Here is a 23,880-nt window from a genome sequence, read left to right on the forward strand (position 1 = left end):
CAATTAAAATGCGAAAAAGTGCATAAGAAATAGACGGGGAGGTAAACGATTGCGTTTTACGCTGATTTTTTGCCGCAGGTCAATTCCCTTTCGCGCGTGGATCGCCCATAATCCCCTCCCGGTTTGCACACCGGGAATCCAGGAGAGTTCATGTACTACCCCTTCGTTCGTAAAGCCCTTTTCCAGCTCGACCCTGAGCGCGCTCATGAATTTACATTCCAGCAATTACGTCGTATTACCGGAACGCCGCTGGCCGCTCTGGTGCGTCAGAATGTGCCGGAAAAACCTGTGCAGTGCATGGGTCTGACCTTTAAGAATCCGCTGGGTCTGGCGGCCGGTCTGGACAAAAATGGCGAGTGCATTGATGCCCTGGGCGCGATGGGCTTTGGCTCCATTGAAATCGGTACCGTCACGCCGCGCCCGCAGCCGGGAAATGACAAGCCGCGCCTGTTCCGCCTGGTTGAAGCCGAAGGGCTGATCAACCGCATGGGCTTTAATAACCTCGGTGTTGATCACCTGGTTGAGAACGTAAAAAAAGCCCATTTTGACGGAATATTAGGCATCAATATCGGTAAAAATAAAGACACGCCGGTAGAGCAGGGTAAAGATGACTATCTGATTTGTATGGAAAAAGTCTACGCCTATGCCGGTTATATTGCGGTGAATATTTCTTCACCCAATACTCCGGGTCTGCGTTCCTTACAATATGGCGAAGCGCTGGACGATCTTCTGAGTGCCATTAAAAATAAACAAAATGAACTCCAGACGATCCACCATAAATATGTTCCGGTCGCGGTTAAGATCGCCCCGGATCTTTCTCCTGAAGAATTGATCCAGGTTGCCGACAGTTTGGTTCGCCATAATATTGATGGTGTTATTGCGACCAATACCACTCTCGATCGTTCCCTCGTGCAGGGAATGAAAAACTGTGACGAAGCGGGTGGGTTAAGTGGACGTCCGGTGCAATTAAAAAGTACCGAAATTATTCGCGCCCTGTCTGCGGAATTAAAAGGACGTCTGCCGATTATTGGCGTCGGCGGCATTGACTCAGTGATTGCTGCGCGCGAGAAGATGGCGGCGGGTGCATCACTGGTGCAAATCTATTCCGGCTTTATTTTTAAAGGACCGCCGCTGATTAAAGAAATCGTTACTCATATCTAATCTTTTCTCTTAATCAGACAACCAGGGCTTTATTTCCAGCCCTGGTTGTTTTATATTCCGTCACTGTTGCTTATTTAGTCATTATAGTCTTTTATTAATGGTGTTATAAACGAGGCGGCAAACAGGACATTTTTAGTACAGGACGTTTGGGGACGGGAGAGACACATGCGAATTAAACCTGACGATAACTGGCGCTGGTATTTTTGCGACGAGCATGACCGAATGATGCTCGATTTAGCCAATGGCATGTTGTTTCGTTCTCGTTTTGCCCGCCGAATGTTAACCCCGGATGCATTTTCCCCGTCGGGCTTTTGCGTTGACGATGCGGCGCTTTATTTCTCCTTTGAAGAAAAATGCCGCGATCTGGTACTCTCTAAAGAGCAGCGTGCCGAGCTGGTATTAAATGCGCTGGTGGCTATCCGCTTCCTGAAACCGCAAATGCCAAAAAGCTGGCATTTTCTTGCGCATGGTATGAGCTGGACCCCGGCAACGGGTGACGCGGCCAGCGTCAATCTGAGCGATACCGCAGAAGAGGTGAGCCTGCTGGTGGTTGAGCCTGGTGAAAATGCTGCGCTCTGCCTGCTGGCACAGCCCGGCGTAACCATTGCCGGGCGGACGATGCAGCTTGGCGATGCCATTAAAGTGATGAATGACCGGCTGAAGCCGCAGCTGCGCGTAGATTCCTTCAGCCTTGAACAGGCGGTTTAAGCTTCCAGCTGTACGGACGTTTTCGGTATGCAGCTACAGCACAGAATTGTGCCGTCATTTCCAATTGCCGATTTTTTCAGCGCACTAACCTCTCCATCCACCAGCCTGATGCGGCAGCATCCGCAAATGCCTGCGCGACAGGAATAGGGTACGCGAATACCTGCCTGCTCCAGTTGCTCAAGCAATACCTGCTGGTTGTTGCCACGGATGACGTTGCCCTGCCAGTGAATATCTACCGCAGAGGCGACATTTGTCACAACGTCGACCATTTCTTCTTCCTGACCCGAGCCGTACGCTTTTGCAAGCCCTCTGGCAAGAATTTCTACCTCATCACCGACGCGGATTGCACCGCTGGAGCGAGGGATCAGGTTCTGGCCGAAATCCACATCGCCGTTGTCCTGCGCGGTGCGGAAAGACTGCAGCGTCTTCAGCGGTTCGCCGGAAGGGTGCTTCTGGCCTTTCTCAGGGCTCACCGTGGTGAAAATGCAGCGGCTGCAGGGTTTTACGACATCAAAGATGACGCTGCCGATGCGGATCACTTTCCAGGTGTCTTCTTCCCAGGCGTCGGCGCCCGTGACCACCAGGTTCGGACGGAACTGTTCCATCTGAACGCTGGCCTTGCAGCGGACTTGTAAATCACGCAGCGAGGCTTCGTTAGTCAGCAGGAACGGGAAACCATCGGCGAAGGAGAGGGGAACGGCGTCGTGGCGCTTCACGCGACGCGTCGGTTCAGGACCTACCCAGCGCAGCTGCACGTCGCGGGAGAAGAAACCGCTCAGCCAGCGGTTAATTTCATCCGGGGCGATTCGCGCGGTAAAATGATTGCCCCACACTTCCGTTGGCGCATCGACAGGCGCAAAATCAGCAAAGCGAATGACCGCGCTGGAACCGTCCGGCGCGGTAAGGTGCAAACCGTCATGAAGCGGGGAAGGGGTAAAGCGAACCATCTGCGGGAACTGGCGTGCGGTGATGAACGTGCCGTCAGGCTCGGTGACCATAAAAATACGATCGAAGGCGAATCCGCTCATGTCGGCCAGCGCGTGAGAGACGCCGATGCCGCGCATGGATTTCACCGGATGAATAAAAAGCCTGGATAACGTCGCCACTGCACACTCCCACAAATGAAAATAAGCCTTCAACTTTATGACATACACGCCATATTAGCTATAATGCGCGACAATTTTCTAAGAGTAAAAGTGACGATATGAATTCTCTGTTTGCCAGTACGGCCCGTGGGCTGGAAGAGCTGTTAAAAACTGAACTGGAAAGCCTGGGCGCGCAAGAGTGCCAGGTGGTTCAGGGTGGTGTCCATTTTGAGGGCGACACGCGGCTTATTTACCAGAGCCTGATGTGGAGCCGTCTGGCGTCGCGCATCATGCTGCCGATGAAGGAGTGCAAGGTCTATAGCGACCTGGACCTCTATACCGGCGTACAGATGATCGACTGGACAGAGATCTTCACGCCTAATGCCACCTTTGCGGTGCATTTCAACGGCGTGAACGACGAGATCCGCAACAGCCAGTACGGTGCCCTGCGCGTCAAAGACGCCATTGTGGACTGCTTCACGCGTAAAAATAAGGAACGTCCGAACGTCGATCGCGAAAATCCGGATCTGCGTATTAACGTCTGGCTCAACGGCGACACGGCGAGTATTTCTCTCGATCTGAGCGGCGCGGGCCTGCACCTGCGCGGCTACCGCGATCGTACCGGTATGGCGCCAATTAAAGAAACCCTGGCTGCCGCTATTGTGATGCGCTCCGGCTGGCAGCCGGGCACGCCGCTGCTCGATCCGATGTGCGGTTCCGGTACGTTGCTGATTGAAGCGGCCATGCTGGCAACCGACCGCGCGCCGGGCCTGCATCGCGGTCACTGGGGCTTTAAAGGCTGGGCCCAGCACGACGAAGCGCTCTGGAAAGAGGTCAAAGACGACGCGCAGACCCGCGCGCGTAAAGGTCTGGCGGAGTATACCTCCCACTTCTACGGTTCGGACAGTGACCCGCGCGTAATCGAACGCGCGCGCAGCAACGCCCGTCGCGCCGGTATCGGCGAGCTGGTCACCTTCGAGGTGAAAGACGTGGCGAACCTGACCAACCCGCTGCCAAAAGGCCCGTACGGTACCGTGATCAGCAACCCGCCATACGGCGAGCGTCTGGACAGCGAGCCGGCGCTGATTGCCCTGCACAGCCTGCTGGGGCGCAATATGAAGGACTACTTCGGCGGCTGGAACCTGTCGCTGTTTAGCGCCTCGCCGGAGCTGCTGAGCTGCCTGCAGCTGCGTGCCGATCGCCAGTTTAAGGCGAAAAACGGCCCGCTGGACTGCGTGCAGAAAAACTACCATCTGGCGGAGAAAGCGGCGGACAGTAAGCCTTCCGGCGTGGCGGAGGATTACGCCAACCGCCTGCGCAAGAACCTGAAAAAATATGAAAAGTGGGCGAAGCAGGAAGGGATTGAATGCTACCGCCTGTACGACGCCGACCTGCCGGAGTACAACGTGGCGGTTGACCGCTACGCGGACTGGGTGGTGATTCAGGAATATGCGCCACCGAAAACCATTGATGCGCAAAAAGCGCGTCAGCGCATGCTGGACGTTATCGCGGCCACCATCGCCGTGCTCGGCATTGCGCCGAACAAGCTGGTGCTGAAAACCCGCGAGCGTCAGAAAGGAAAAAATCAGTATCAGAAGATGGGCGAGAAGGGTGATTTTATCGAAGTGGGCGAATACAACGCTCGCCTGTGGGTCAACCTGACCGACTATCTGGATACCGGCCTGTTCCTCGACCACCGTATCGCGCGTCGCATGCTGGGCCATATGAGCAAGGGCAAAGATTTCCTCAACCTGTTCTCCTATACCGGCAGCGCGAGCGTGCATGCGGGTCTGGGCGGTGCGCGGAGCACCACCACGGTGGATATGTCCCGCACCTATCTGGAGTGGGCGGAGCGCAACCTGCGTCTTAACGGGCTGACCGGACGTCAGCACCGACTGATGCAGGCCGACGTGCTGGGCTGGCTGCGTGATACTGACGAGCAGTTCGACCTGATCTTTATCGATCCGCCGACCTTCTCCAACTCCAAGCGCATGGAGGATAGCTTTGACGTTCAACGTGATCACCTGCGCCTGATGACCGACCTGAAGCGCCTGCTGCGTAAGGGCGGTACCATTATGTTCTCGAACAACAAACGCGGCTTCCGTATGGATCATGACGGCTTAGCAGCCCTGGGACTGAAAGCACAAGAAATCAGCCAAAAAACGCTGTCTCAGGACTTTGCCCGTAACCGTCAAATTCATAACTGCTGGTTGATTACCGCGGCCTGAAAGGAAAAATAAATGTCTTTAATTAGTATGCACGGCGCGTGGCTCTCTTTCAGCGACTCGCCGCTTCTCGATAATGCAGAGCTGCATATCGAAGATAACGAGCGCGTCTGTCTGGTGGGCCGTAACGGCGCGGGTAAATCCACGCTGATGAAAATCCTCAACCGCGAACAGGGGCTGGATGACGGTCGCATCGTTTACGAGCAGGATCTGATCGTCTCCCGTCTCCAGCAGGACCCGCCGCGTCACGTGACCGGCAGCGTTTACGATTTCGTGGCGGAAGGCATTTCTGAGCAGGCCGAATACCTGAAGCGCTATCACGAGATTTCGCATCTGGTGATGACCGACCCGAGCGACAAGAACCTCAACGAACTGGCGAAAGTGCAGGAGATGCTCGATCACCACGGTCTGTGGCAGCTTGAAAACCGCATTAACGAGGTTCTGGCCCAGCTTGGTCTGGAAGCGGACATGGAGCTGTCGGCGCTCTCCGGCGGCTGGCTGCGTAAAGCGGCCCTGGGCCGCGCGCTGGTCAGCGGGCCGAAGGTGCTGCTGCTGGACGAACCGACGAACCACCTGGATATCGAAGCGATTGACTGGCTGGAAGGCTTCCTGAAAACCTTCAGCGGCACCATCATCTTTATCTCGCACGACCGTTCGTTTATTCGCAACATGGCGACGCGTATTGTCGATCTCGACCGCGGCAAGCTGGTCACCTATCCTGGCGATTACGACACCTATCTGCTGGAGAAAGAAGAAAACCTGCGCGTGGAAGAGCTGCAGAATGCGGAGTTCGACCGCAAGCTGGCGCAGGAAGAGGTGTGGATCCGCCAGGGCATCAAGGCCCGCCGTACCCGTAACGAAGGCCGCGTGCGCGCTCTGAAGGCAATGCGCCGTGAGCGCAGCGAACGCCGTGAAGTGATGGGCAGCGCCAAAATGCAGGTGGAAGAAGCGTCCCGTTCCGGCAAGATTGTCTTCGAAATGGAAAACGTCAACTATCAGGTTGATGGCAAAGTGCTGGTGAAAGATTTCTCCGCCCAGGTGCAGCGCGGCGACAAAATTGCGCTTATCGGCCCGAACGGCTGCGGTAAAACCACGCTGCTGAAGCTGATGCTGGGCCAGCTGCAGGCCGACAGCGGCCGCATTCACTGTGGGACTAAGCTGGAAGTGGCCTACTTCGACCAGCACCGCGCGGAGCTGGATCCGGACCGCACGGTGATGGATAACCTCGCCGAAGGCAAGCAAGAGGTAATGGTAAACGGCAAACCGCGCCACGTACTGGGCTATCTGCAGGACTTCCTGTTCCATCCGAAACGTGCGATGACCCCAGTGCGTGCGTTATCTGGCGGAGAGCGTAATCGTCTGCTGCTGGCGCGTTTGTTCCTGAAACCAAGTAACCTGTTGATTCTCGATGAACCAACGAACGACCTGGATGTCGAAACGCTGGAATTGCTTGAAGAATTGATTGACGGTTATCAGGGGACCGTAATGCTGGTCAGCCACGATCGTCAGTTCGTGGATAACACCGTAACCGAGTGCTGGATCTTCGAAGGTGAAGGGCGAATTGGACAATACGTAGGTGGTTATCACGATGCAAAAGGGCAGCAATCGCAGTCTCTGGCGCAGAAACAGTCAAAGTCCAAAATAAGTTCAGAACCTGCTGTAACAAAAGCAGAAACTGTCAAGAAAACCTCGGCTAAACTAAGCTATAACCTGCAGCGCGAACTGGAGGGGCTACCGCAGCGTCTTGAAGAGCTGGAGGCCGCGCTTGAGGATCTGCAAAAACAGGTCGCTGATGCGTCATTCTTTACCCAATCGCATGACTATACTCAGAAAGTACTGGCTGAACTGTCCGCGGCTGAAAAAGCCCTGGAAGAAGCATTTGAGCGCTGGGAGTACCTTGAGTCTCTGAAAAACGGCGCATAGACAGGGATAACATATGTGTGACCAGCACCATGCCGACAGGCATATTTTATGCTCGCAATGCGATATGCTCGTGGCGTTGCCAGAGCTTGGTCACGGACATAAAGCCCTGTGTCCACGTTGCGGCGCAACGTTGACAACCGAGTGGGACGCGCCGCGGCAGCGTCCCACTGCTTACGCTCTGGCAGCATTGTTCATGCTGCTGCTCTCCAATCTCTTCCCTTTCATCTATATGAAGGTGGGAGGGATAACCAGCCAGGTGGATCTGCTTGAAATCCCGGGCGTGATGTTCTCGGAAGATTACGCCAGCCTCGGCACCTTTTTTCTCCTGTTTGTCCAGATAGTCCCGGCTTTTTGCCTGGTCGTTATCCTTTTGCTGGTCAACCGCGTCAGGATGCCCTCATCATTGAAAATCCGGCTCGCGCGTATCCTTTTTCAGCTTAAAAGCTGGGGCATGGCCGAGATCTTTCTGGCGGGCATTCTGGTCAGTTTCGTGAAGCTCATGGCGTACGGCGACGTGGGGATCGGCAGCAGCTTTGTTCCGTGGTGCCTGTACTGTGTCCTGCAGCTGCGTGCCTTCCAGTGCGTGGACAGACGCTGGGCGTGGGATGATATCGCCCCGGCACCGACGCTTGCGCAGACGGTAAAAGTCGGCGTGCCCGGCATTCGTCAGGGGCTGCGTTCCTGCCCATGCTGCACCGCCGTGCTGCCCGCCGATCTCGACGTTTGTCCGCGCTGCGAAACGAAGGGTCACGTACGCCGTAAAAATAGCCTTCAGTGGACGATGGCCCTGCTGGTCACCTCCATCATGCTGTATCTGCCTGCCAATATTCTACCGATCATGATCACCGATTTGCTCGGCGATAAAATGCCCTCGACGATCCTCGCCGGGGTGATCCTGCTGTGGGGCGAAGGTTCCTATCCTGTCGCCGGCGTGATCTTTATCGCCAGTATTATGGTGCCAACCTTAAAAATGATCGCCATCGCCTGGCTCTGTTGGGATGCGAAGGGTCATGGAAAACGCGACAGCGAACGCATGCACCTGATTTATGAAGTGGTCGAGTTTGTCGGACGCTGGTCAATGATTGACGTGTTTGTCATCGCCGTTCTCTCTGCACTGGTGCGGATGGGCGGTTTGATGAGTATTTATCCCGCGATGGGGGCTTTAATGTTTGCACTGGTCGTGATTATGACCATGTTTGCGGCCATGACCTTCGACCCTCGTTTATCGTGGGATCGTGAGCCTGAATCAAGCCATGAGGAAGAGTAAGAGCATGGAAAATAAGAGTGGAGAGGCGAAAGTGCAGAAGGTCAAAAACTGGTCGCCGGTGTGGATTTTCCCCATCGTGACCGCGCTGATCGGTGCATGGATCCTGTTTTATCATTACAGCCATCAGGGACCGGAAGTCACGCTGATAACCACCAATGCCGAGGGGATTGAGGGCGGTAAAACGACCATCAAAAGCCGTAGCGTGGATGTGGGCGTGGTCGAAAGCGCAACCCTGACCGACGATTTAACCCATGTGGAGATTAAGGCGCGCCTTAATGCCGGCATGGAAAAACTGCTGCATGGCGATTCCGTTTTCTGGGTGGTTAAACCGCAGGTGGGGCGCGAAGGGATCAGCGGCTTAGGGACGCTGCTCTCCGGGGCCTATATTGAACTGCAGCCCGGCACGAAGGGCAGCCAGCCTGGGCAATATCAGCTTCTCGACTCACCGCCGCTTGCGCCGCCTGATGCCAAGGGTATCCGCGTGATCCTCGACAGCAAAAAAGCAGGCCAGCTTACGGCGGGTGACCCGGTACTGTTCCGCGGCTACCGCGTCGGTTCCGTTGAAACCAGCACCTTCGATGCGCAAAAGCGTACCATCAGCTATCAGCTTTTCATCAATGCGCCAAACGATCGTCTGGTGACCAGCAACGTTCGCTTCTGGAAGGACAGCGGGATCGCGGTCGATCTTACGTCGGCGGGGATGCGCGTAGAAATGGGTTCCTTAACCACGCTGTTTGGCGGTGGGGTGAGCTTTGATGTGCCGGAAGGGCAGGATCTGGGGCAGCCGGTTGCCGAGAAAACGGCGTTCAGACTCTTTGACGATCAGCGAAGCATTCAGGACGCGCTTTATACCGATCACATCGACTTCCTGATGTTCTTCAAAGATTCCGTCCGCGGCCTGCAGCCGGGCGCGCCCGTTGAGTTCCGTGGTATTCGTCTTGGTACGGTTGGGCAAGTTCCGTTCTTTGTTCCGGGCCTGAGCCAGATGCTGGACGATGATTATCGTATTCCGGTGCTGATCCGCATCGAGCCGGAACGTCTGCTTAACCAGATTGGCGAGAATCAGGATATTGCCACCCATATCAGTCAACTGATGGACCGCGGTCTGCGTGGATCCTTGAAGACGGGTAATCTGGTGACCGGTGCGCTGTATGTGGATATGGACTTCTACCCGAAAGCACCGCCGATTACCGGTATTCGTGAATTTGGTGGCTACAAGATCATCCCAACGGTGAGCAGCGGTCTGGCTCAGATCCAGCAGCGTCTGATGGAAACGCTGGATAAGATCAACAATCTGCCACTGAATCCGATGATTGAAGCGGCGACGAACTCGCTGAGCGAAAGCCAGGCAACGATGCGTCGCCTGCAAACCACGCTGGATAACATCAACAAGATCACTGCGAGCCAGAGCATGCAGCAGCTGCCGCAGGATATGCAGAAAACGCTACGTGAGCTGAACCGCAGTATGCAGGGCTTCCAGCCGGGTTCAGCGGCGTACAACAAGATGGTGGCAGATATGCAGCGTCTTGATCAGGTCTTGCGTGAACTGCAGCCGGTGCTGAAAACGCTCAACGAGAAGAGCAATGCGCTGGTGTTCGAAGCGAAAGATAAAAAGGATCCTGAGCCGAAGAGGGCAAAAGAATGAAAAAGTGGCTATTGATGGTTGGCGCTCTGCTGTTAACGGCGTGCAGTTCAGGGGTAGATAATAAAAGCTACTATCAGCTGCCTGTGTCTACCCACAGCGGTGGACAAAGCACGGCCAGCCAGGGAAACCGCCAGCTGTGGGTTGAGCAGGTTGCCGTGCCGGATTATCTGGCAGGAAACGGCGTGGTCTATCAGACCAGCGACGTTAAATACGTGATTGCGACGAACAACCTGTGGGCCAGCCCGCTGGATCAGCAGCTGCGTAACACGCTGGTGGCCAATCTGGGCAGCCAGCTTCCGGGCTGGGTTGTCGCGTCGCAGCCGCTGGGTAACGACCAGGATACGCTTAACGTCACGGTCACGGGCTTCCACGGCCGCTATGACGGTGCGGTGGTGATCAGCGGGGAGTGGTTGCTGAACCATCAGGGGCAGCTGATTAAGCGTCCTTTCCATCTGGAGCTGAAGCAGCAGAAAGATGGCTATGACGAAATGGTGAAAGTCCTGGCTCAGGGTTGGGCACAGGAGTCGGCCAGCATCGCGAGAGAAATTTCCCGTCTGCCATAAGTAAAATTCATCATCAAAAACCGCAGTTGGCCTGTCGCTGATTGCGGTTTTTTTTCGTTTTCACTTCAGATTGTTACTTGTGCCACGTCACAATTTTTGTACAAATGAACTTCCGGCTAGCTCACAAATATGACACCCGTATGAATTTTGAACATTGACGATGCGACTAATTCGGGGTATTCGTTATCTGTGCCTGTGCATTGAGTGCAGACACTGTTTTCTTTCCACCAGACAAAAGAATGAGGGAAACGAGGCATGAAGAGACAGAAACGAGATCGCCTGGAACGGGCTCATCAACGTGGTTATCAGGCCGGCATCGCTGGACGTTCTAAAGAAATGTGTCCTTATCAGACGATAAATCAAAGGTCACAATGGCTTGGAGGCTGGCGAGAAGCCATCGGCGACAGGGCACTCATAGCCTGATAACGTCTCTTTCAAAAAAGAAACCTCCGCAATGCGGAGGTTTCGCCTTTTTGGGGGTGCCAAAAGCACGATCAGAAAGCTGAAGTATCCTGGAACAGGCCAACTTTCAGGTCGCTTGCGCTATAGATCAGGCGACCGTCGACCAGCACTTCGCCATCTGCCAGGCCCATAATCAGGCGGCGGTTAACGATGCGCTTGAAGTGAATACGATAGGTCACTTTCTTCGCCGTAGGCAGAACCTGGCCAGTGAATTTTACTTCGCCCACGCCCAGCGCGCGGCCTTTACCTTCGCCGCCCAGCCAGCCCAGATAGAAGCCAACCAGCTGCCACATGGCATCCAGGCCCAGACAGCCAGGCATTACCGGATCGCCAATAAAGTGGCAACCGAAGAACCACAGGTCCGGGTTGATATCGAGTTCTGCTTCTACGTAACCCTTATCGAAGTTGCCGCCGGTTTCGGTCATTTTCACGACACGGTCCATCATCAGCATGTTCGGGGCCGGTAACTGTGGGCCTTTAGCGCCAAACAGTTCACCGCGACCAGAGGCAAGAAGATCTTCTTTTGTATAGGATTCGCGTTTATCTACCATGTTCTCAGTAAGCCTTATTTTAGTGAAGGACGCAGGATAGCTAACACGTGTACGCTGAACAAGTCCGATCAGTTCGAACTAAACCAGCCCAGCCAGCGTAACGGCCATGGATAACGATGACGAGAATCCTGCTGTGTCGCCTGAGCTATGCGCTCCTGGATAGTCTGCATCAGGGTGGTTTGCCCTTCGCCATCCCAAACCAGATTTGTCAGTAAGGGTAGCGCATCCTCAATCCCTTCGATGGCCCAGATGGTGAATTGCTCTTGCTCAACCGCATCCAGAATATCCTGGCTGAGGCTCAAATGGCGTGCGTTGGGAGCAGGAATAATCACACCCTGTTTGCCGTTTAAACCGCGCTGCTGACAGATAGAGAAGAAGCCTTCAATTTTTTCGTTGAGGCCTCCCACTGGCTGTGCACGACCGAACTGGTCCACCGAACCGGTGATCGCGATGTTCTGATTGATGGGCACTTCCGCCAGGGCGCTGATTAAGGCGCACAGCTCGGCCATAGAGGCGCTATCGCCATCCACTTCGCTGTAGGACTGCTCAAACGTCAGCGAGGCGGAGAAGGGGATCTGTTGCTCAAGCTGCAGCTCTGACATCAAAAACGCCTGCATGATCATCATGCCTTTCGCGTGAATGTTGCCGCCCAGCTCGGCTTTTCGTTCAATATCGGTGAACTCGCCATCGCCAATGTGCACAACGCAGCTGATACGGGACGGCTCCCCGAATGCGCGCGGATGGCCAGGAAATTCAATCACCGACAGGGCGTTGATCTGCCCGACGCGTTCGCCTTCGGTTTCCACCAGAATTTGTTCCAGCAGAATTTCATCCTGCATACGGTCGGCAAGATAGCCTTCTCGCCACTCACGCTGAGCCAGCATCTGAGTGAGCTGTTCTCCGCTGAACGCCCCGTTACCGCTAATCACACCCACTTCACGCAGCTGTTTGCCGATCCAGAGCGGGCAAAGCGGCAGCGTTTCCTGGTCACCGGTGTAGCGTACCGCTTCGCGGATTAAGCCCGGCCACGCGTCAGCCGCAGGGGTTGGCAGCGCAAAACGCTCAGCAACGGCCATCACCCACTGGCACCACTGCGCCATATCGTCGGCATCGGCAATCTGGATATTGTCTTCGTATTCGCTATACACCGCCTGCTCAGCCAGTTCCGGCTCCATTTCCTGGAAGTCCGCCAGCGATTCGCGGTCGCCCGTCAGCACGACGGTCAGCGACAGCGGCATAGACGGAACAGAGACAGGCAGAGGACGAGACTCATCGTAGCCGACCCAGTCGAAACGCTTCTGGTTGACGATAGTTTTCAGACGCATCCACAGCAGCGGCTGCGAGAGCAGGGTACGCAGTGAGATGATGAGAACACCGCCATTTGCGCGATGAACCAGCCCCGGCTGCAGCGAAAGTTCGCCGTTAAACTGGCGCAGACAACCAAAGAGTTGTTCCGCCTCGACCCAGTTAGCGGTAATCACTTCGCCCTTAGCGGCAAAACGGCCATCGGCCTGCGCCGTTGGTTCGAAAGTGACATCATGTCCCGCAATACGATACTGGCCGCCAAAAACTGCGTTCGCTTCCGGCTTCAGCTGGCGCACGGCATCACCGAGCAGCGTCAGGTATTCCGCTTCTTCCGGGGCCTTGAGCAGCATGAAGGGCGCTGTTGCCCATGGGCTTAACACCTGCTCCAGCGCATAATGCAAACGAGGCTGCGTATCGCTAAGGATGAATTCGTGTTCTTTTGCGAGTTCGGGCTGTGCAAACAGTTCCTGGTAACTTTCGGTATCCGGAACAAGGTCACGCCATGCAAGTTTCGTAATGGTCAAAGTTGATGTTTTTTAGTCAGATGTAAAAGCGTGGAGTATACCGTAAGCGGGGGGCTGTACCCAAGCAGGATTGGGGATTTCGACAGGGCGATTGGCTGCATTCACTCACAGGATATGATTTCTTTTCAGCAGATTGCTAAAAAACTGATATTCTGAACAGAGTTACGTGGTAACACTGAGATCGCAATGAAATATCAACAACTGGAAAATCTCGAAAGCGGCTGGAAATGGAAGTACCTGGTCAAAAAGCACCGTGAAGGGGAGCTGATCACCTGCTACGTCGAAGCCAGCGCTGCGCAAGAAGCCGTGGATATTTTGCTGACCCTCGAAAATGAACCGGTACAGGTTAACGGCTGGATCGAGAAACACATCAATCCCGCGTTGTTAAACCGGATGAAGCAAACTATCCGCGCGCGACGCAAACGGCATTTTAATGCTGAGCATCAGCACACTCGCAAAAAATCAATCGACCTGGAGTTCGTTGTCTGGCAACGCCTGGCTGGGCTGGCACAACGACGGGGCAAAACGCTGTCGGAAACCATCGTGCAGCTGATTGAGGATGCCGAACATAAAGAGAAGTACGCCAACCAGATGTCGACGCTGAAGAACGACCTTCAGGCTCTGTTGGGTAAAAAATAGATTTTTCTTTTCTTCAGACAATAAAAAACCCCGCATGGCGGGGTTTTTTTATAAGACGATAACTTATGCCGCTGGCTGAGTTACAACGTCTTTGATGCCTTTAACTTCGATCTCTACGCGACGATCTGGAGCCAGGCAGTCGATCAGTGCAGCGCGAGCTTTCACGTTGTCACAGGTGTTGCCAGTAACTGGGTTAGATTCGCCCATACCACGTGGGGAGATCTTGTTAGCTGGGATACCTTTAGAGATCAGGTAATCAACAACAGACTGAGCACGTTTCTCAGACAGTTTCTGGTTGTAAGCGTCAGAACCGATACGGTCGGTGAAGCCCAGAACCACTACGGAACCGTCTTTAGGATCCAGGTTGCTCAGCTGGGTGTACAGCTGATCCAGTGCCTGCTGGCCTTCTGGTTTCAGAGTCGCTTTGTTGAAGTTGAACAGAACGTCAGACTTCAGAGTGAAGTGCTTGGTCTGTACTTCTGGAGCTGGAGCCGGCGCTGGAGCAACAACTGGAGCTGCTTCTTCCTGCTGGCCGAAACGGTAGGAAACACCTACGCTCAGCATGCCGTTGTCTGGACGAACACCAACGGTGTTGCCGTCGCCGATGTTGTTAACCCACTGGTATTCCAGACGGGTAGCGATGTCACGGGTCATAGCCCACTCAACGCCACCAGCGAATACTGGGGAAACACCGGTGTCATGGTTGTCACCAGAGATGTTGTTGCTGGAATCTGCGCGCCATACCATGCCGCCCAGACGGGTGTACACGTCCAGATCGTCAGTGATTGGGTAGCCCAGTTTAGCGGTCAGCTGAACGCCCTGTGCTTTGAAAGCGCCGTTAATGGTGTCGCCTTTGTATGGCATACGACCTAACCAGTCGTAACCCATTTCAAAACCAACATACGGGTTAACCTGATAGCCACCGAACGCACCTGCACCAAGCTGGCTCTCGTGAGTTGGGCCATCATTGTTCAGGCTGCTGTTGTACCAGCCAGTGTCGTGGAACTGAGACCAGCCCAGTTTACCACCTGCATACCAGGTATTATCTTTCGGAGCGGCCTGCGCTACGGTAGCGAAGCCAGCCAGTGCCACTGCAATCGCGATAGCTGTCTTTTTCATTTTTTGCGCCTCGTTATCATCCAAAATTCGCCATGAAAGTCTCAGGAGAGAATCACGGTTAAATCCTTCACCGGGGGGCGTGGTCAAATATAAATCTACCGATATCTTCGGCTTAGGCCGAGCACCCCTGGCGATGTAAAGTCTACAACGTAGCTGAAAACTTACAAGTGTGAAGTCCGTCAGGCATATGAAAAAAAAAGTTCCGTATACCGATTATTTAACATTTTTCGAACGAATTTTGTGCAATAAAATTAAGGAGAACCGCACCAGACAAGCCTTGCCGCAATTTTCAGGCCGGGAACTTTAATGCCATCTTGTGGTCAAAAAAAATTCCAGGAAAAATCTTAATTTCACTCAATGATACAAATTTGAGTGAATTTTTAGCCCAGAAAGTTGTCCTCTGCGGTAAGAATCCGATCGAACCGGACGCATAATGAACCCGATCGCATTCCCTTCTTCGGCTGCTTCAGTCAGACGGAAATGTTCCTCTTCCGTCAATTCTTCCGGTAACCATCCAATCACCACGCTGTAATTTCCGGTGCGTAACGCGCGGATCATCGACTCAACGGTGTCGCACGGCGGGAGCTGATTAATTTGCATGACCTTAGTAAGCGGAAGGCCTGCGGACTGAACCCACTCACGGCTCAGTTTTTGCTGAGGCGTGAGCCAAAGCTGCCAGCGCGATTGCTGACCAAGCTGTTGTAATAACGGCAACAACAGAAGTTGCGTCAACAGGGGCTGGTCTTCACGATAAACCACTTCACTGATAAGCCCCGTGGAAACACGCTCGACGGAATTCTGCGCGACATTGCCTGCGGTAGAAGAGAGAGAGGTTGAGCGATTTGCATAGCCTGAAGTGTGCATATTCATTCCAGCCCTGTAGTTACTGTATGGATATACAGTAACCCCTGTATGCATAAAGATCAACCTCATTTTCGGAAAGCGACTCGCAAAATTCATTCAATGTTGATGTCCCTCGAAAAATCATCTTGCTCATCGGCAATAAGTTGCCTATTTTCCTGCTAACGGATCCGCTAGTAAGAAATTTCGTTGTTACTTTATGATTTTGAAGGGAAATATCATGAAAAAGATATCTTATGAACGGATTTATAAATCCCAGGAATACCTCTCCCCGTTGGGCGAGATTCATCATCGCGCGCTGTTTGGAGGCTATACCCTGGCGGTGGATGATGCGGTTTTTGCCATGGTGTCAGACGGAGAGCTTTATCTCCGCGCCTGTGAGGAGAGTGCGAAATACTGTGTAAAAAATGCCTCCTCTTTTTTGACGTTGATGAAGCGAGGCCGCCCGGTGCTGCTCAACTATTATCGTGTGGATGACGGATTATGGCAGGACAGGGAGCGGTTGCTTCAGCTCTCCTCGTTTGCGCTCAGTGCGGCAAGAAAAGAGCGCTATCAGCGCCATCAACGAAACCGACTCAAGGATCTGCCAAACCTGACCTTTCAGCTTGAAGTCTTGCTCTTTGAAGCTGGCATTACCAATGAGGAAACGCTGCGGGCGCTGGGTGCCAGAGCGAGCTGGCTGAAGATGCGGGCAAAAAACAAAGCGCTCGGTATTAAGGTTCTCTTCGCACTGGAAGGGGCTATCGAGGGGCTGCATGAGGCGGCACTCCCGGCAGGCATTCGCCGGGAGCTGACGGAGTGGTTTAATGCGCTGCCTGAGCCACAGGAGAATCACTCCTCCAGGTAGCGATTTGCTGTTGCAGCCGGCAAATTTCAGGCAGCAGAGCGATAAGCAGGCCTATTTGCTGAAGCACCAGCGGCGCTTTGCTGTCGTTTTCTGGGTCAAGATGCGCAATGCGTTGAGCCAGTTCATCCAGCGCCTGTTGAACGCGCGGCTCATCGGCCGGTCGGTGATGAAGTGCGTCATCAACGTAGCAGACGGCGTCATCGAGCAGGTTGAGAATGCCCGGGTTGGTGAGTTTCTCACGGTGGGCACCCAGCGTCGAAATATAGCTGGTGAACGTATGGTTCAGACAGAGCAGGCGGAACGCAGTCTCACGAATCTCCGCCGTGGCGCGAGGCTCCGTTGACATGTTAGAGACAACGGAGGCCAGTTCTGCATCACTGTTGTGCGCGTCGCGACGGGCTATCCGGTAAGCCAGGCGGTTATCGCGCCCCTGGTGGTACTGCTCCAGGATTGCGTCAAGGTATCGACAGTTGGCGTTCATTGCCCTGTCTACCACGCGCGGCAAATTGCGGAAACGCCAGTCCGGCCAGATAAAGCTGACCGCAGCCCAGGCAATCGCACAGCCAATCAGGGTATCGATCACGCGGGGCAGGGCAACTTCAAACCCTTCACCCAGCAGGTTAAAGCAGAGCAGCACCAGCAGCGTGATGAACATGGTGGCGTGGGCGTACTGCACGTTGCGAAACGCGAAGAACAGCACGCCGGTGATCACAATCAGAATCAGTTGACCTTCAACGGAGGGCACGAAATAGAGTACCGGAAGGCCGATCGCGACGCCGACCAGCGTGCCGATAATACGCAGCGCAAGACGGTGTCGGGTGGCGTTATAGTTCGGCTGGCAGACGAACAGGCTGGTCAGCAGGATCCAGTAGCCGTGGTGCAGCCCGGTTATCTGGATAAAGGCATACCCCACGCACAGCACCAGCGACATTCTCACCGCGTGGCGAAAGAGTGCCGACTCCGGCGTAAAGTTACGGCTCAGACGCAGCCACATATCGCTAACGCTGTGCACGCTGTCATCAGCAAGCTGATTTTCCACCTCACTGCCCGGCAGCGCCATCGCCTGTTCGGACTCAATGGTCGCCAGCTGAGCATCAATCGCCCGCAGGTTGTTCAGCAGAAAGCCCAGCGCTTTGATGTGCTCCGGTGACGTTCCGCTGGCCTGAACGCGGTCGAGCGCCGCATCAAGATGGCTGAATACGCGTTCAAAGCGGGGGTCATGCTGATAGGGCGTACGCAGCAGAATGGAGCGCGAGAGCTGCTGACACGCCTGAGACTGCATGGACAGCAGGCGCTGGAAGCGGAACATCACGTCGCTGTAGCGGAACTTCTCGCGCAGGGCCGCGTATTGAACGTGCGAGGAGCTGGCACGTTCGTGAATGTCCTGGGCGGCAAAATAGTAGTGTAAGGTCCTTCGCGTTCCGCGCTGACCGCGATCGCCGCGCAGACGGGTAAGCAGAGAGGCTTTTGTCTGGTTAAGGGTGGCGACCAGCTGGCCATTTGCCAGCGCCAGATCGTAGAGCGGAGCCTGGCTTTCTTCCTCGATATCCGGGTCGAACAGCCGGGATTTCAGTTCCAGATAGTGGGCTAACTGCTCAAAGCTGCGGGCAAGGTTATCCTGCAGCGGGCGAACCGGGAAGATCAGATGACCGGTTAGCGTCAGCAGGTTATACCAGATGGCGCCCAGCAGCAGGAGAACCGGCTGCTGGTACCACTGGTCATAGAGGGAAACGCCCAGCATGGTGTAGATAGCGATCAGCAATGCACCAAACGCGATGGTGGCATAGCGCTGCCCGAGGCCGCCCAGCAAAATAAACCCGCTGGTTGAGAGCGTAAGGCCCAGGGCAAACAGCCAGGGCCACGGGAAAAGCAGCTCAACGGACGCTGACGCAATGAAAAAGCAGACGAGCGTAATGACCAGGTTACGTAAACGTCCGGCCAGACGATCGTCCAGGTCCGCCAGCGCCCCGGCCACCACTCCCAGCGTAAGCGGAATGGTGAGCTTGACATCATTCAGCCACCAGGGCAGGGCAACCGTGCCGCAAAGGGCGATAAATATCCTGACGTTGTATAGCCAGGTGCTGTTCCAGGTATAACGGCGAAGCAATGGGCTTAGCATAAACGCGGCCGGTCCTTATTTACTGAAAACGACGACGCGCGTTTGCTTCACGCGCCGCCTGGGCCACTTCTACCGGAACAACCCTGCGACCGACGGGCCAAAGGGCGATAGCGGCGATCTTAAAGTTCGCTATCCCCACCGGAATACCAATAATCGTGATGCACTGTGCAATACCGGCAAAAATATGCATGATGCACAGCCACCAGCCGAAGAAAATCAGCCACAGTATGTTCAGCAGGGTTCCGCCCGTATTCATCAGGGCGTTTTTGCTCTCCGGATTGAGCTCGTCAACGTGGATAGCTTCATTCCCGTAGGGGATTAAGGAGAGTTTTGTGATTTCCCAGCAGGAACGGGTCAGGGGAAGCGTGAAAATCAGGACGATGCTCACCAGCGTGGCAAAAAGCCAGGAAAGGGTGGTGGCAAAACCGCCCAGCACAAAATTCAACACATTCAGAACGGTACGCATAAACCCTCACTTCCTTTCGATAAAATTAACGCCCAATGATTGTAACGTTTTTTTAGGCTGGAGCACCTTAAAACTGGCAGTTAAACTGTCAGGTAAATTATCTCTTCGTGGATTTGGCGGAACATGGAACTGAAAGCAACGTCGTTAGGCAAACGCCTGGCGCAACACCCTTACGACAGGGTGGTTCTCCTTAATGCCGGGGTGAAAGTCTCCGGGGAACGCCACGAATACCTTATTCCGTTTAATCAGCTTCTGGCTATCCACTGTAAACGCGGGCTGGTGTGGGGCGAGCTGGAGTTCGTTCTGCCTGACGATAAAGTCGTGCGTCTTCACGGCACCGAGTGGGCGGAAACCCAGCGTTTCCATCATCACCTGAACGCACTGTGGCAGCAGTGGAGCCAGGATATGAGCGTAATTGCCGCCCAGGTGCTGCAGCAGGTGCTGGACGATATCGCGAAGAGCAACGCACAGCACGCGTGGCTGACCCGTCAGCAGACCGCCGGGCTGCAGCAAAAGATCCGACAGGCACTCTCGGCGCTGCCGCTCTCCGTGACGCGTCTCGACGAGTTTGACAACTGTCGCGACGCCTGGCGCCAGTGTCAGGCCTGGCTGAATGATAAGGATAAAAGCCGTCTCGCCCATAACCAGGCCTGGATGGACGCTATGCTCACCCAATACGCCGACTTTTTCAGTACGGTGGAATCTTCACCGCTCAATCCGGCCCAGGCGCGCGCGGTGGTCAACGGCGAGCAGTCGCTGCTGGTGCTGGCGGGGGCCGGTAGCGGTAAAACGTCGGTACTGGTGGCGCGTGCCGGCTGGCTGCTGACGACCGGAGAAGCGGTAGCCGATCAAATACTGCTTCTGGCCTTTGGCCGCAAGGCTGCTCAGGAGATGGACGAACGCATCCAGGAACGTCTGCACACGCGGGATATCACGGCCAGAACCTTCCATGCCCTTGCGCTGCATATTATTCAGCAGGGCAGTAAAAAAGTGCCTTCCATCAGTAAGCTAGAAAACGACGCGCAGGCGCGTCAGGCGCTGTTCATCAAAACGTGGCGCCAGCAGTGCAGTGAGAAAAAGGCGCAGGCGAAAGGGTGGCGTCAGTGGCTGGAGGAGGAGCTCGGCTGGGAGGTGCCAGAGGGCAGCTTCTGGCAGGATGACAAACTGGCGCGTCGGCTGGGTTCGCGACTTGACCGCTGGGTCAGCCTGATGCGAATGCACGGTGGAACGCAGGCAGAGATGATTGAAAGCGCGCCGGAGGCGATCCGCGATCTGTTCTCGAAACGGGTCAAGCTGATGGCTCCGCTGCTGAAAGCCTGGAAAAACGCGCTGAAAGAGGAAAATGCCGTCGATTTCTCCGGTTTAATCCATCAGGCCATCATCATTCTTGAGAAGGGACGTTTTGTCAGCCCGTGGAAACACATTCTGGTGGATGAGTTCCAGGATATCTCTCCGCAGCGTGCTGCACTGCTCTCGGCGCTAAGGGCGCAAAATAAACATACGTCGCTGTTTGCGGTGGGTGACGACTGGCAGGCCATCTATCGCTTCAGCGGGGCGCAGCTCTCCCTGACGACCGCGTTCCACCACTATTTTGGCGAAGGGGATCGCAGCGATCTGGACACCACCTACCGCTTCAATTCACGCATTGGTGAGATCGCCAACCGCTTTATCCAGCAAAACCCGCATCAGCTGGCCAAGCCGCTCAATAGCCTGCGCCCAGGGGATAAAAAAGCGGTCACCCTGCTGGCAGATGACCAGCTGGAGCCGCTGCTGGACAAACTCAGCGGCTACGCGAAGCCCGATGAACGTATTCTGGTGCTGGCGCGCTACCATCACCTTAAGCCCGCAGCGCTGGAAAAAGCCGCCACCCGCTGGCCGAAACTGCAGCTTGAATTTATGACAATTCACGCCAGCAAAGGGCAGCAGGCTGACTATGTGATTGTGCTGGGGCTGAAAGAGGGCAGCGACGGTTTCCCGGCCCCGGCCCGCGAGTCGGTGATGGAAGAGGCCCTGCTGCCGGTGCCGGAAGATTTCACGGATGCCGAAGAGCGGCGTTTGCTGTATGTGGCCATCACCCGCGCGCGGCATCGCGTGTGGCTGCTGTTCAATAAAGAGGAGCCATCCGTGTTTGTCGATATCCTGAAGAGTATTGATGTGCCGGTGGCGCGTAAGCCATAACGATGTCAGGAAAGATTTTCCAGGCCGGGTAAGGCGTAGCCGCCACCCGGCAAAAAAGCTACTTCAGTCTCTCGGAAAGATAACGCTGATAGTCCGGAATAAGGATATCAACCGGCGAGTTAAACTGCGGCGATTCGATGATGAAATCCGCCGTCGACAGGTTCGTCGCCACCGGAATATTCCACACCGTCGCCAGGCGCAGCAGCGCTTTAACATCCGGATCGTGCGGAACCGCGTTCAGCGGGTCCCAGAAGAAGATCAGCACATCAATTTTCCCTTCGGAAATCTGCGCGCCGACCTGCTGATCGCCGCCCATCGGCCCGCTCAGCATGGCATTCACCTGCAGACCCGTTTCGCGCTGGATCAGGTTACCGGTTGTGCCGGTCGCCGACAGGGCGTGCTTTTCCAGCGAAGGCTGATGGCGGCGAACCCAGTTAAGCAGCATTTGTTTACAGTGATCGTGCGCCACAAGAGCAATGTGTTTGCGCTCAGGCAGCGTGCGTGTTGTCAGTTCCATAATCATATCCATCAGGTTAACTGACTACACGATGACGGGAACCGTCTGACGCTGCAAGAGAAAGGCGTAAAAAATGTGGCTTATGATGAAGGTTGTTGTTTTGCCCACTGTAAAAACCGGGCCCGCGTGTCGGGATCGGCCTGCTGGAACCAGAATTTAAGGCGCTGTTCCGTCAGGGTCTGGGACTGGGGAGGAATAACGTCCAGTTCAGAGACGCCGGATAAAAGCGTACTGTCATCCGCCATCATGGTGGCAAACTGCGGAAGCGATGCGCGTTTTCCCGCTTTGTTATAGGTCTGGGTCGCGGCCTCGTAATCCGGGCCTTTCGGCGAGGTCGTTAACGCCAGAATATCCAGCTTCACCGGAATCGGCATCGCATTCCCGTCCAGCAGTTCAACGCGGGGTGAAGCGTCGAAGGCCGCAGATTCCTTCTCCGTTTCAAGGCGAGGCAGGGTGATGTTCACCTGACTGATTTGCCGGGTATTAAAGCTGACGATCAGCGGCGGGGAAATGTACATCCGTTGCTCGTGATTAGCCAGACCGATCGACTTTTCTACCCGAAAGACCAGCTGATGCGGCCCGTTATCTAACTCGATGCTGTCTGCACCGCGCAATAACGAGCTGGAGACCTTTTTTCCGTCCAGTACAAGAAGATCAATGTCGGTAGAGAGCCGGAGCGTGGTAGCAAAAACGCAGACCGGCATCACTAACGCAATCAGGGCAGTGGCAATACCGGTTTTCATAGAAGGCTCCCGTCAGAAATCCTGTCGCCGCATTAATGTATCTAAATTTTTCGATAATCACGTTTACTAACATATAGACATATTTCGCCGTTTTGCCCTCATGCATCTGTATGGGATGGATGGTTGAGATGTGCGGTTTGGCGTACACTTTTAAAAAAGCCAGGAGAAAAACCATGAAAGAGAACGATATTGCCGAGATTCTGACATCCACGCGTACCATTGCGCTGGTGGGCGCGAGCGATAAACCCGATCGTCCCAGCTATCGGGTGATGAAATACCTTCTCGATCAGGGCTATCACGTTATCCCGGTCTCGCCAAAAGTGGCGGGGAAAACATTGCTGGGCCAGCAGGGTTACGCCACGCTCGCGGAGGTGCCGGAAAAAATTGATATGGTCGATGTCTTCCGTAATTCCGAGGCGGCGTGGGAAGTGGCGCAGGACGCTATCGCCGTAGGGGCGAAAACGCTGTGGATGCAGCTGGGCGTGATTAACGAGCAGGCCGCCGTGCTGGCGCGGGATGCGGGGTTGAAGGTCGTCATGGATCGCTGTCCGGCGATCGACATCCCCCGTCTGGGGCTGGCGAAGTAATAAAAAAAAGCCCGTTATCGGGCTTTTTTTACACGCTTAGTTCCGCAGGCGCGGAGCCTGTAACTGTTTGCGGATAGTCTGAGCAAGTTCATCCATTGTGGGTTGCTCCGGATGCTCTTCCTGCAGCTCGCTACTCAGCTGCGCTTCGGCCAGATAGGTGTGAACGGGTTGTCCATCATCACCTTCCATTACCACGTGGTACCAGGGCGCGGCGCGAAGCTCTGCGTTCACCGCCAGCTCGTCTGCTAACGGTTCATCAAGGGAATACTCCGGGTCGATATCCACGACCACACCCAAATACCCTAGCAAAGTGTGGCGGACCTGCTGGCCGATACCGAATTTGCTGGCAATCATAGTCACCTCCCGGGAAATACGACTTACACGT

At 54.9% G+C, this 23,880-nt stretch carries 22 protein-coding genes; 12 read left to right on the forward strand and 10 right to left on the reverse strand.

Going from position 1 to position 23,880, the window contains the following annotated elements:
- Positions 1-150: 150 nt before the first annotated feature.
- Entirely contained in the window at positions 151-1,161 is a 1,011-nt protein-coding gene (gene pyrD / locus LBF07_RS19120) for a quinone-dependent dihydroorotate dehydrogenase (RefSeq protein WP_023311019.1), read from the forward strand.
- Between the two features lie 165 nt (positions 1,162-1,326).
- Positions 1,327-1,869, forward strand: coding sequence for a cell division protein ZapC (zapC, locus tag LBF07_RS19125; protein ID WP_023311020.1), 543 nt, complete (start codon positions 1,327-1,329; stop codon positions 1,867-1,869).
- Here zapC and LBF07_RS19130 read toward each other — a convergent pair.
- Positions 1,866-2,975 carry a YcbX family protein gene (locus tag LBF07_RS19130; RefSeq protein WP_094934906.1) on the reverse strand — a complete coding sequence of 370 codons (1,110 nt, stop codon included), beginning with the start codon at positions 2,973-2,975 and terminating at the stop codon, positions 1,866-1,868. The two genes, zapC and LBF07_RS19130, sit on opposite strands and share 4 nt — an antisense overlap.
- A gap of 98 nt (positions 2,976-3,073) precedes the next feature.
- Here LBF07_RS19130 and rlmKL point away from each other — a divergent pair, with 98 nt between their 5' ends.
- The 6 genes from rlmKL (at position 3,074) to rmf (ending at position 11,000) form a co-directional block, all read left to right on the forward strand.
- On the forward strand, positions 3,074-5,182 hold the full coding sequence (rlmKL, locus tag LBF07_RS19135) for a bifunctional 23S rRNA (guanine(2069)-N(7))-methyltransferase RlmK/23S rRNA (guanine(2445)-N(2))-methyltransferase RlmL (RefSeq protein WP_094934907.1): 2,109 nt from the start codon (positions 3,074-3,076) through the stop codon (positions 5,180-5,182).
- 12 nt (positions 5,183-5,194) lie between these two features.
- Positions 5,195-7,102 carry an ABC transporter ATP-binding protein gene (locus tag LBF07_RS19140; RefSeq protein ID WP_033145115.1) on the forward strand — a complete coding sequence of 636 codons (1,908 nt, stop codon included), beginning with the start codon at positions 5,195-5,197 and terminating at the stop codon, positions 7,100-7,102.
- A gap of 13 nt (positions 7,103-7,115) precedes the next feature.
- Positions 7,116-8,369: a membrane integrity-associated transporter subunit PqiA gene (pqiA, locus tag LBF07_RS19145; RefSeq protein ID WP_048979354.1), complete on the forward strand. Its 1,254-nt coding sequence runs from the start codon at positions 7,116-7,118 to the stop codon at positions 8,367-8,369.
- 4 nt (positions 8,370-8,373) lie between these two features.
- Positions 8,374-10,014 carry an intermembrane transport protein PqiB gene (gene pqiB / locus LBF07_RS19150; protein ID WP_033145117.1) on the forward strand — a complete coding sequence of 547 codons (1,641 nt, stop codon included), beginning with the start codon at positions 8,374-8,376 and terminating at the stop codon, positions 10,012-10,014.
- Entirely contained in the window at positions 10,011-10,577 is a 567-nt protein-coding gene (gene pqiC, locus LBF07_RS19155) for a membrane integrity-associated transporter subunit PqiC (protein WP_033145118.1), read from the forward strand. Before pqiB ends, pqiC begins: the two co-directional genes overlap by 4 nt.
- A gap of 255 nt (positions 10,578-10,832) precedes the next feature.
- On the forward strand, positions 10,833-11,000 hold the full coding sequence (gene rmf / locus LBF07_RS19160; RefSeq protein ID WP_013097261.1) for a ribosome modulation factor: 168 nt from the start codon (positions 10,833-10,835) through the stop codon (positions 10,998-11,000).
- A gap of 71 nt (positions 11,001-11,071) precedes the next feature.
- Here the strand turns inward: rmf and fabA are convergent, their stop codons facing one another.
- Both fabA and LBF07_RS19170 read right to left on the reverse strand, forming a co-directional pair.
- A complete protein-coding gene (gene fabA / locus LBF07_RS19165; protein ID WP_008499931.1) occupies positions 11,072-11,590 on the reverse strand; it encodes a 3-hydroxyacyl-[acyl-carrier-protein] dehydratase FabA in 519 nt (172 codons plus the stop codon).
- Between the two features lie 68 nt (positions 11,591-11,658).
- Positions 11,659-13,419 carry a Lon protease family protein gene (locus LBF07_RS19170; protein WP_094934908.1) on the reverse strand — a complete coding sequence of 587 codons (1,761 nt, stop codon included), beginning with the start codon at positions 13,417-13,419 and terminating at the stop codon, positions 11,659-11,661.
- A 186-nt stretch (positions 13,420-13,605) separates the two neighbouring features.
- On the opposite strand from LBF07_RS19170, the gene matP reads away from it, so the two are divergent.
- A complete protein-coding gene (gene matP / locus LBF07_RS19175; protein ID WP_032658161.1) occupies positions 13,606-14,058 on the forward strand; it encodes a macrodomain Ter protein MatP in 453 nt (150 codons plus the stop codon).
- A 63-nt stretch (positions 14,059-14,121) separates the two neighbouring features.
- Here matP and ompA read toward each other — a convergent pair whose 3' ends face one another.
- Complete coding sequence (gene ompA, locus LBF07_RS19180) at positions 14,122-15,177, reverse strand: porin OmpA (protein WP_023311028.1); 1,056 nt, start codon at positions 15,175-15,177, stop codon at positions 14,122-14,124.
- Positions 15,178-15,531: 354 nt separating this feature from the next.
- Positions 15,532-16,041, reverse strand: a complete 510-nt coding sequence (gene sulA, locus LBF07_RS19185) for an SOS-induced cell division inhibitor SulA (RefSeq protein WP_033145120.1) — start codon at positions 16,039-16,041, stop codon at positions 15,532-15,534.
- A 217-nt stretch (positions 16,042-16,258) separates the two neighbouring features.
- Here sulA and LBF07_RS19190 point away from each other — a divergent pair, with 217 nt between their 5' ends.
- Positions 16,259-16,885 (forward strand): TfoX/Sxy family DNA transformation protein, encoded by a 627-nt coding sequence (locus LBF07_RS19190; RefSeq protein WP_033145121.1) that lies wholly within the window; start codon positions 16,259-16,261, stop codon positions 16,883-16,885.
- On the opposite strand, the gene yccS is transcribed toward LBF07_RS19190, so the two are convergent.
- Both yccS and LBF07_RS19200 read right to left on the reverse strand, forming a co-directional pair.
- Positions 16,842-19,004, reverse strand: coding sequence for a YccS family putative transporter (yccS, locus tag LBF07_RS19195; RefSeq protein ID WP_094934909.1), 2,163 nt, complete (start codon positions 19,002-19,004; stop codon positions 16,842-16,844). The two genes, LBF07_RS19190 and yccS, sit on opposite strands and share 44 nt — an antisense overlap.
- Before the next feature lie 19 nt (positions 19,005-19,023).
- On the reverse strand, positions 19,024-19,470 hold the full coding sequence (locus LBF07_RS19200; RefSeq protein ID WP_023311032.1) for a YccF domain-containing protein: 447 nt from the start codon (positions 19,468-19,470) through the stop codon (positions 19,024-19,026).
- 123 nt (positions 19,471-19,593) lie between these two features.
- Here LBF07_RS19200 and helD point away from each other — a divergent pair, with 123 nt between their 5' ends.
- Positions 19,594-21,648 carry a DNA helicase IV gene (gene helD, locus LBF07_RS19205; RefSeq protein WP_094934910.1) on the forward strand — a complete coding sequence of 685 codons (2,055 nt, stop codon included), beginning with the start codon at positions 19,594-19,596 and terminating at the stop codon, positions 21,646-21,648.
- Positions 21,649-21,706: 58 nt separating this feature from the next.
- Here the strand turns inward: helD and mgsA are convergent, their stop codons facing one another.
- A complete protein-coding gene (gene mgsA / locus LBF07_RS19210) occupies positions 21,707-22,165 on the reverse strand; it encodes a methylglyoxal synthase (RefSeq protein ID WP_094934911.1) in 459 nt (152 codons plus the stop codon).
- 80 nt (positions 22,166-22,245) lie between these two features.
- Positions 22,246-22,908 (reverse strand): DUF2057 family protein, encoded by a 663-nt coding sequence (locus tag LBF07_RS19215; RefSeq protein WP_033145125.1) that lies wholly within the window; start codon positions 22,906-22,908, stop codon positions 22,246-22,248.
- A 173-nt stretch (positions 22,909-23,081) separates the two neighbouring features.
- Between LBF07_RS19215 and LBF07_RS19220 the strand changes: the two genes are divergently transcribed.
- Positions 23,082-23,495 carry a CoA-binding protein gene (locus LBF07_RS19220; protein ID WP_023311036.1) on the forward strand — a complete coding sequence of 138 codons (414 nt, stop codon included), beginning with the start codon at positions 23,082-23,084 and terminating at the stop codon, positions 23,493-23,495.
- 36 nt (positions 23,496-23,531) lie between these two features.
- Here the strand turns inward: LBF07_RS19220 and hspQ are convergent, their stop codons facing one another.
- Positions 23,532-23,849 (reverse strand): heat shock protein HspQ, encoded by a 318-nt coding sequence (hspQ, locus tag LBF07_RS19225; RefSeq protein ID WP_094934912.1) that lies wholly within the window; start codon positions 23,847-23,849, stop codon positions 23,532-23,534.
- Between the last annotated feature and the right edge of the window lie 31 nt (positions 23,850-23,880).

The sequence above is a fragment of the Enterobacter cloacae complex sp. ECL352 genome (genome assembly GCF_020149545.1).
GTDB classification, from domain to species: Bacteria; Pseudomonadota; Gammaproteobacteria; order Enterobacterales; family Enterobacteriaceae; genus Enterobacter; species Enterobacter asburiae_B.

What these genes read in the sequence shown, in the direction of transcription:
- pyrD (WP_023311019.1), top strand. Translation starts at nt 151, where the DNA reads ATGTACTACCCCTTCGTTCGTAAAGCCCTTTTCCAGCTCGACCCTGAG.
- zapC (WP_023311020.1), top strand. Translation starts at nt 1,327, where the DNA reads ATGCGAATTAAACCTGACGATAACTGGCGCTGGTATTTTTGCGACGAG.
- rlmKL (WP_094934907.1), top strand. Translation starts at nt 3,074, where the DNA reads ATGAATTCTCTGTTTGCCAGTACGGCCCGTGGGCTGGAAGAGCTGTTA.
- LBF07_RS19140 (WP_033145115.1), top strand. Translation starts at nt 5,195, where the DNA reads ATGTCTTTAATTAGTATGCACGGCGCGTGGCTCTCTTTCAGCGACTCG.
- pqiA (WP_048979354.1), top strand. Translation starts at nt 7,116, where the DNA reads ATGTGTGACCAGCACCATGCCGACAGGCATATTTTATGCTCGCAATGC.
- pqiB (WP_033145117.1), top strand. Translation starts at nt 8,374, where the DNA reads ATGGAAAATAAGAGTGGAGAGGCGAAAGTGCAGAAGGTCAAAAACTGG.
- pqiC (WP_033145118.1), top strand. Translation starts at nt 10,011, where the DNA reads ATGAAAAAGTGGCTATTGATGGTTGGCGCTCTGCTGTTAACGGCGTGC.
- rmf (WP_013097261.1), top strand. Translation starts at nt 10,833, where the DNA reads ATGAAGAGACAGAAACGAGATCGCCTGGAACGGGCTCATCAACGTGGT.
- fabA (WP_008499931.1), bottom strand. Translation starts at nt 11,590, where the DNA reads ATGGTAGATAAACGCGAATCCTATACAAAAGAAGATCTTCTTGCCTCT.
- matP (WP_032658161.1), top strand. Translation starts at nt 13,606, where the DNA reads ATGAAATATCAACAACTGGAAAATCTCGAAAGCGGCTGGAAATGGAAG.
- ompA (WP_023311028.1), bottom strand. Translation starts at nt 15,177, where the DNA reads ATGAAAAAGACAGCTATCGCGATTGCAGTGGCACTGGCTGGCTTCGCT.
- sulA (WP_033145120.1), bottom strand. Translation starts at nt 16,041, where the DNA reads ATGCACACTTCAGGCTATGCAAATCGCTCAACCTCTCTCTCTTCTACC.
- LBF07_RS19190 (WP_033145121.1), top strand. Translation starts at nt 16,259, where the DNA reads ATGAAAAAGATATCTTATGAACGGATTTATAAATCCCAGGAATACCTC.
- yccS (WP_094934909.1), bottom strand. Translation starts at nt 19,004, where the DNA reads ATGCTAAGCCCATTGCTTCGCCGTTATACCTGGAACAGCACCTGGCTA.
- LBF07_RS19200 (WP_023311032.1), bottom strand. Translation starts at nt 19,470, where the DNA reads ATGCGTACCGTTCTGAATGTGTTGAATTTTGTGCTGGGCGGTTTTGCC.
- helD (WP_094934910.1), top strand. Translation starts at nt 19,594, where the DNA reads ATGGAACTGAAAGCAACGTCGTTAGGCAAACGCCTGGCGCAACACCCT.
- mgsA (WP_094934911.1), bottom strand. Translation starts at nt 22,165, where the DNA reads ATGGAACTGACAACACGCACGCTGCCTGAGCGCAAACACATTGCTCTT.
- LBF07_RS19215 (WP_033145125.1), bottom strand. Translation starts at nt 22,908, where the DNA reads ATGAAAACCGGTATTGCCACTGCCCTGATTGCGTTAGTGATGCCGGTC.
- LBF07_RS19220 (WP_023311036.1), top strand. Translation starts at nt 23,082, where the DNA reads ATGAAAGAGAACGATATTGCCGAGATTCTGACATCCACGCGTACCATT.
- hspQ (WP_094934912.1), bottom strand. Translation starts at nt 23,849, where the DNA reads ATGATTGCCAGCAAATTCGGTATCGGCCAGCAGGTCCGCCACACTTTG.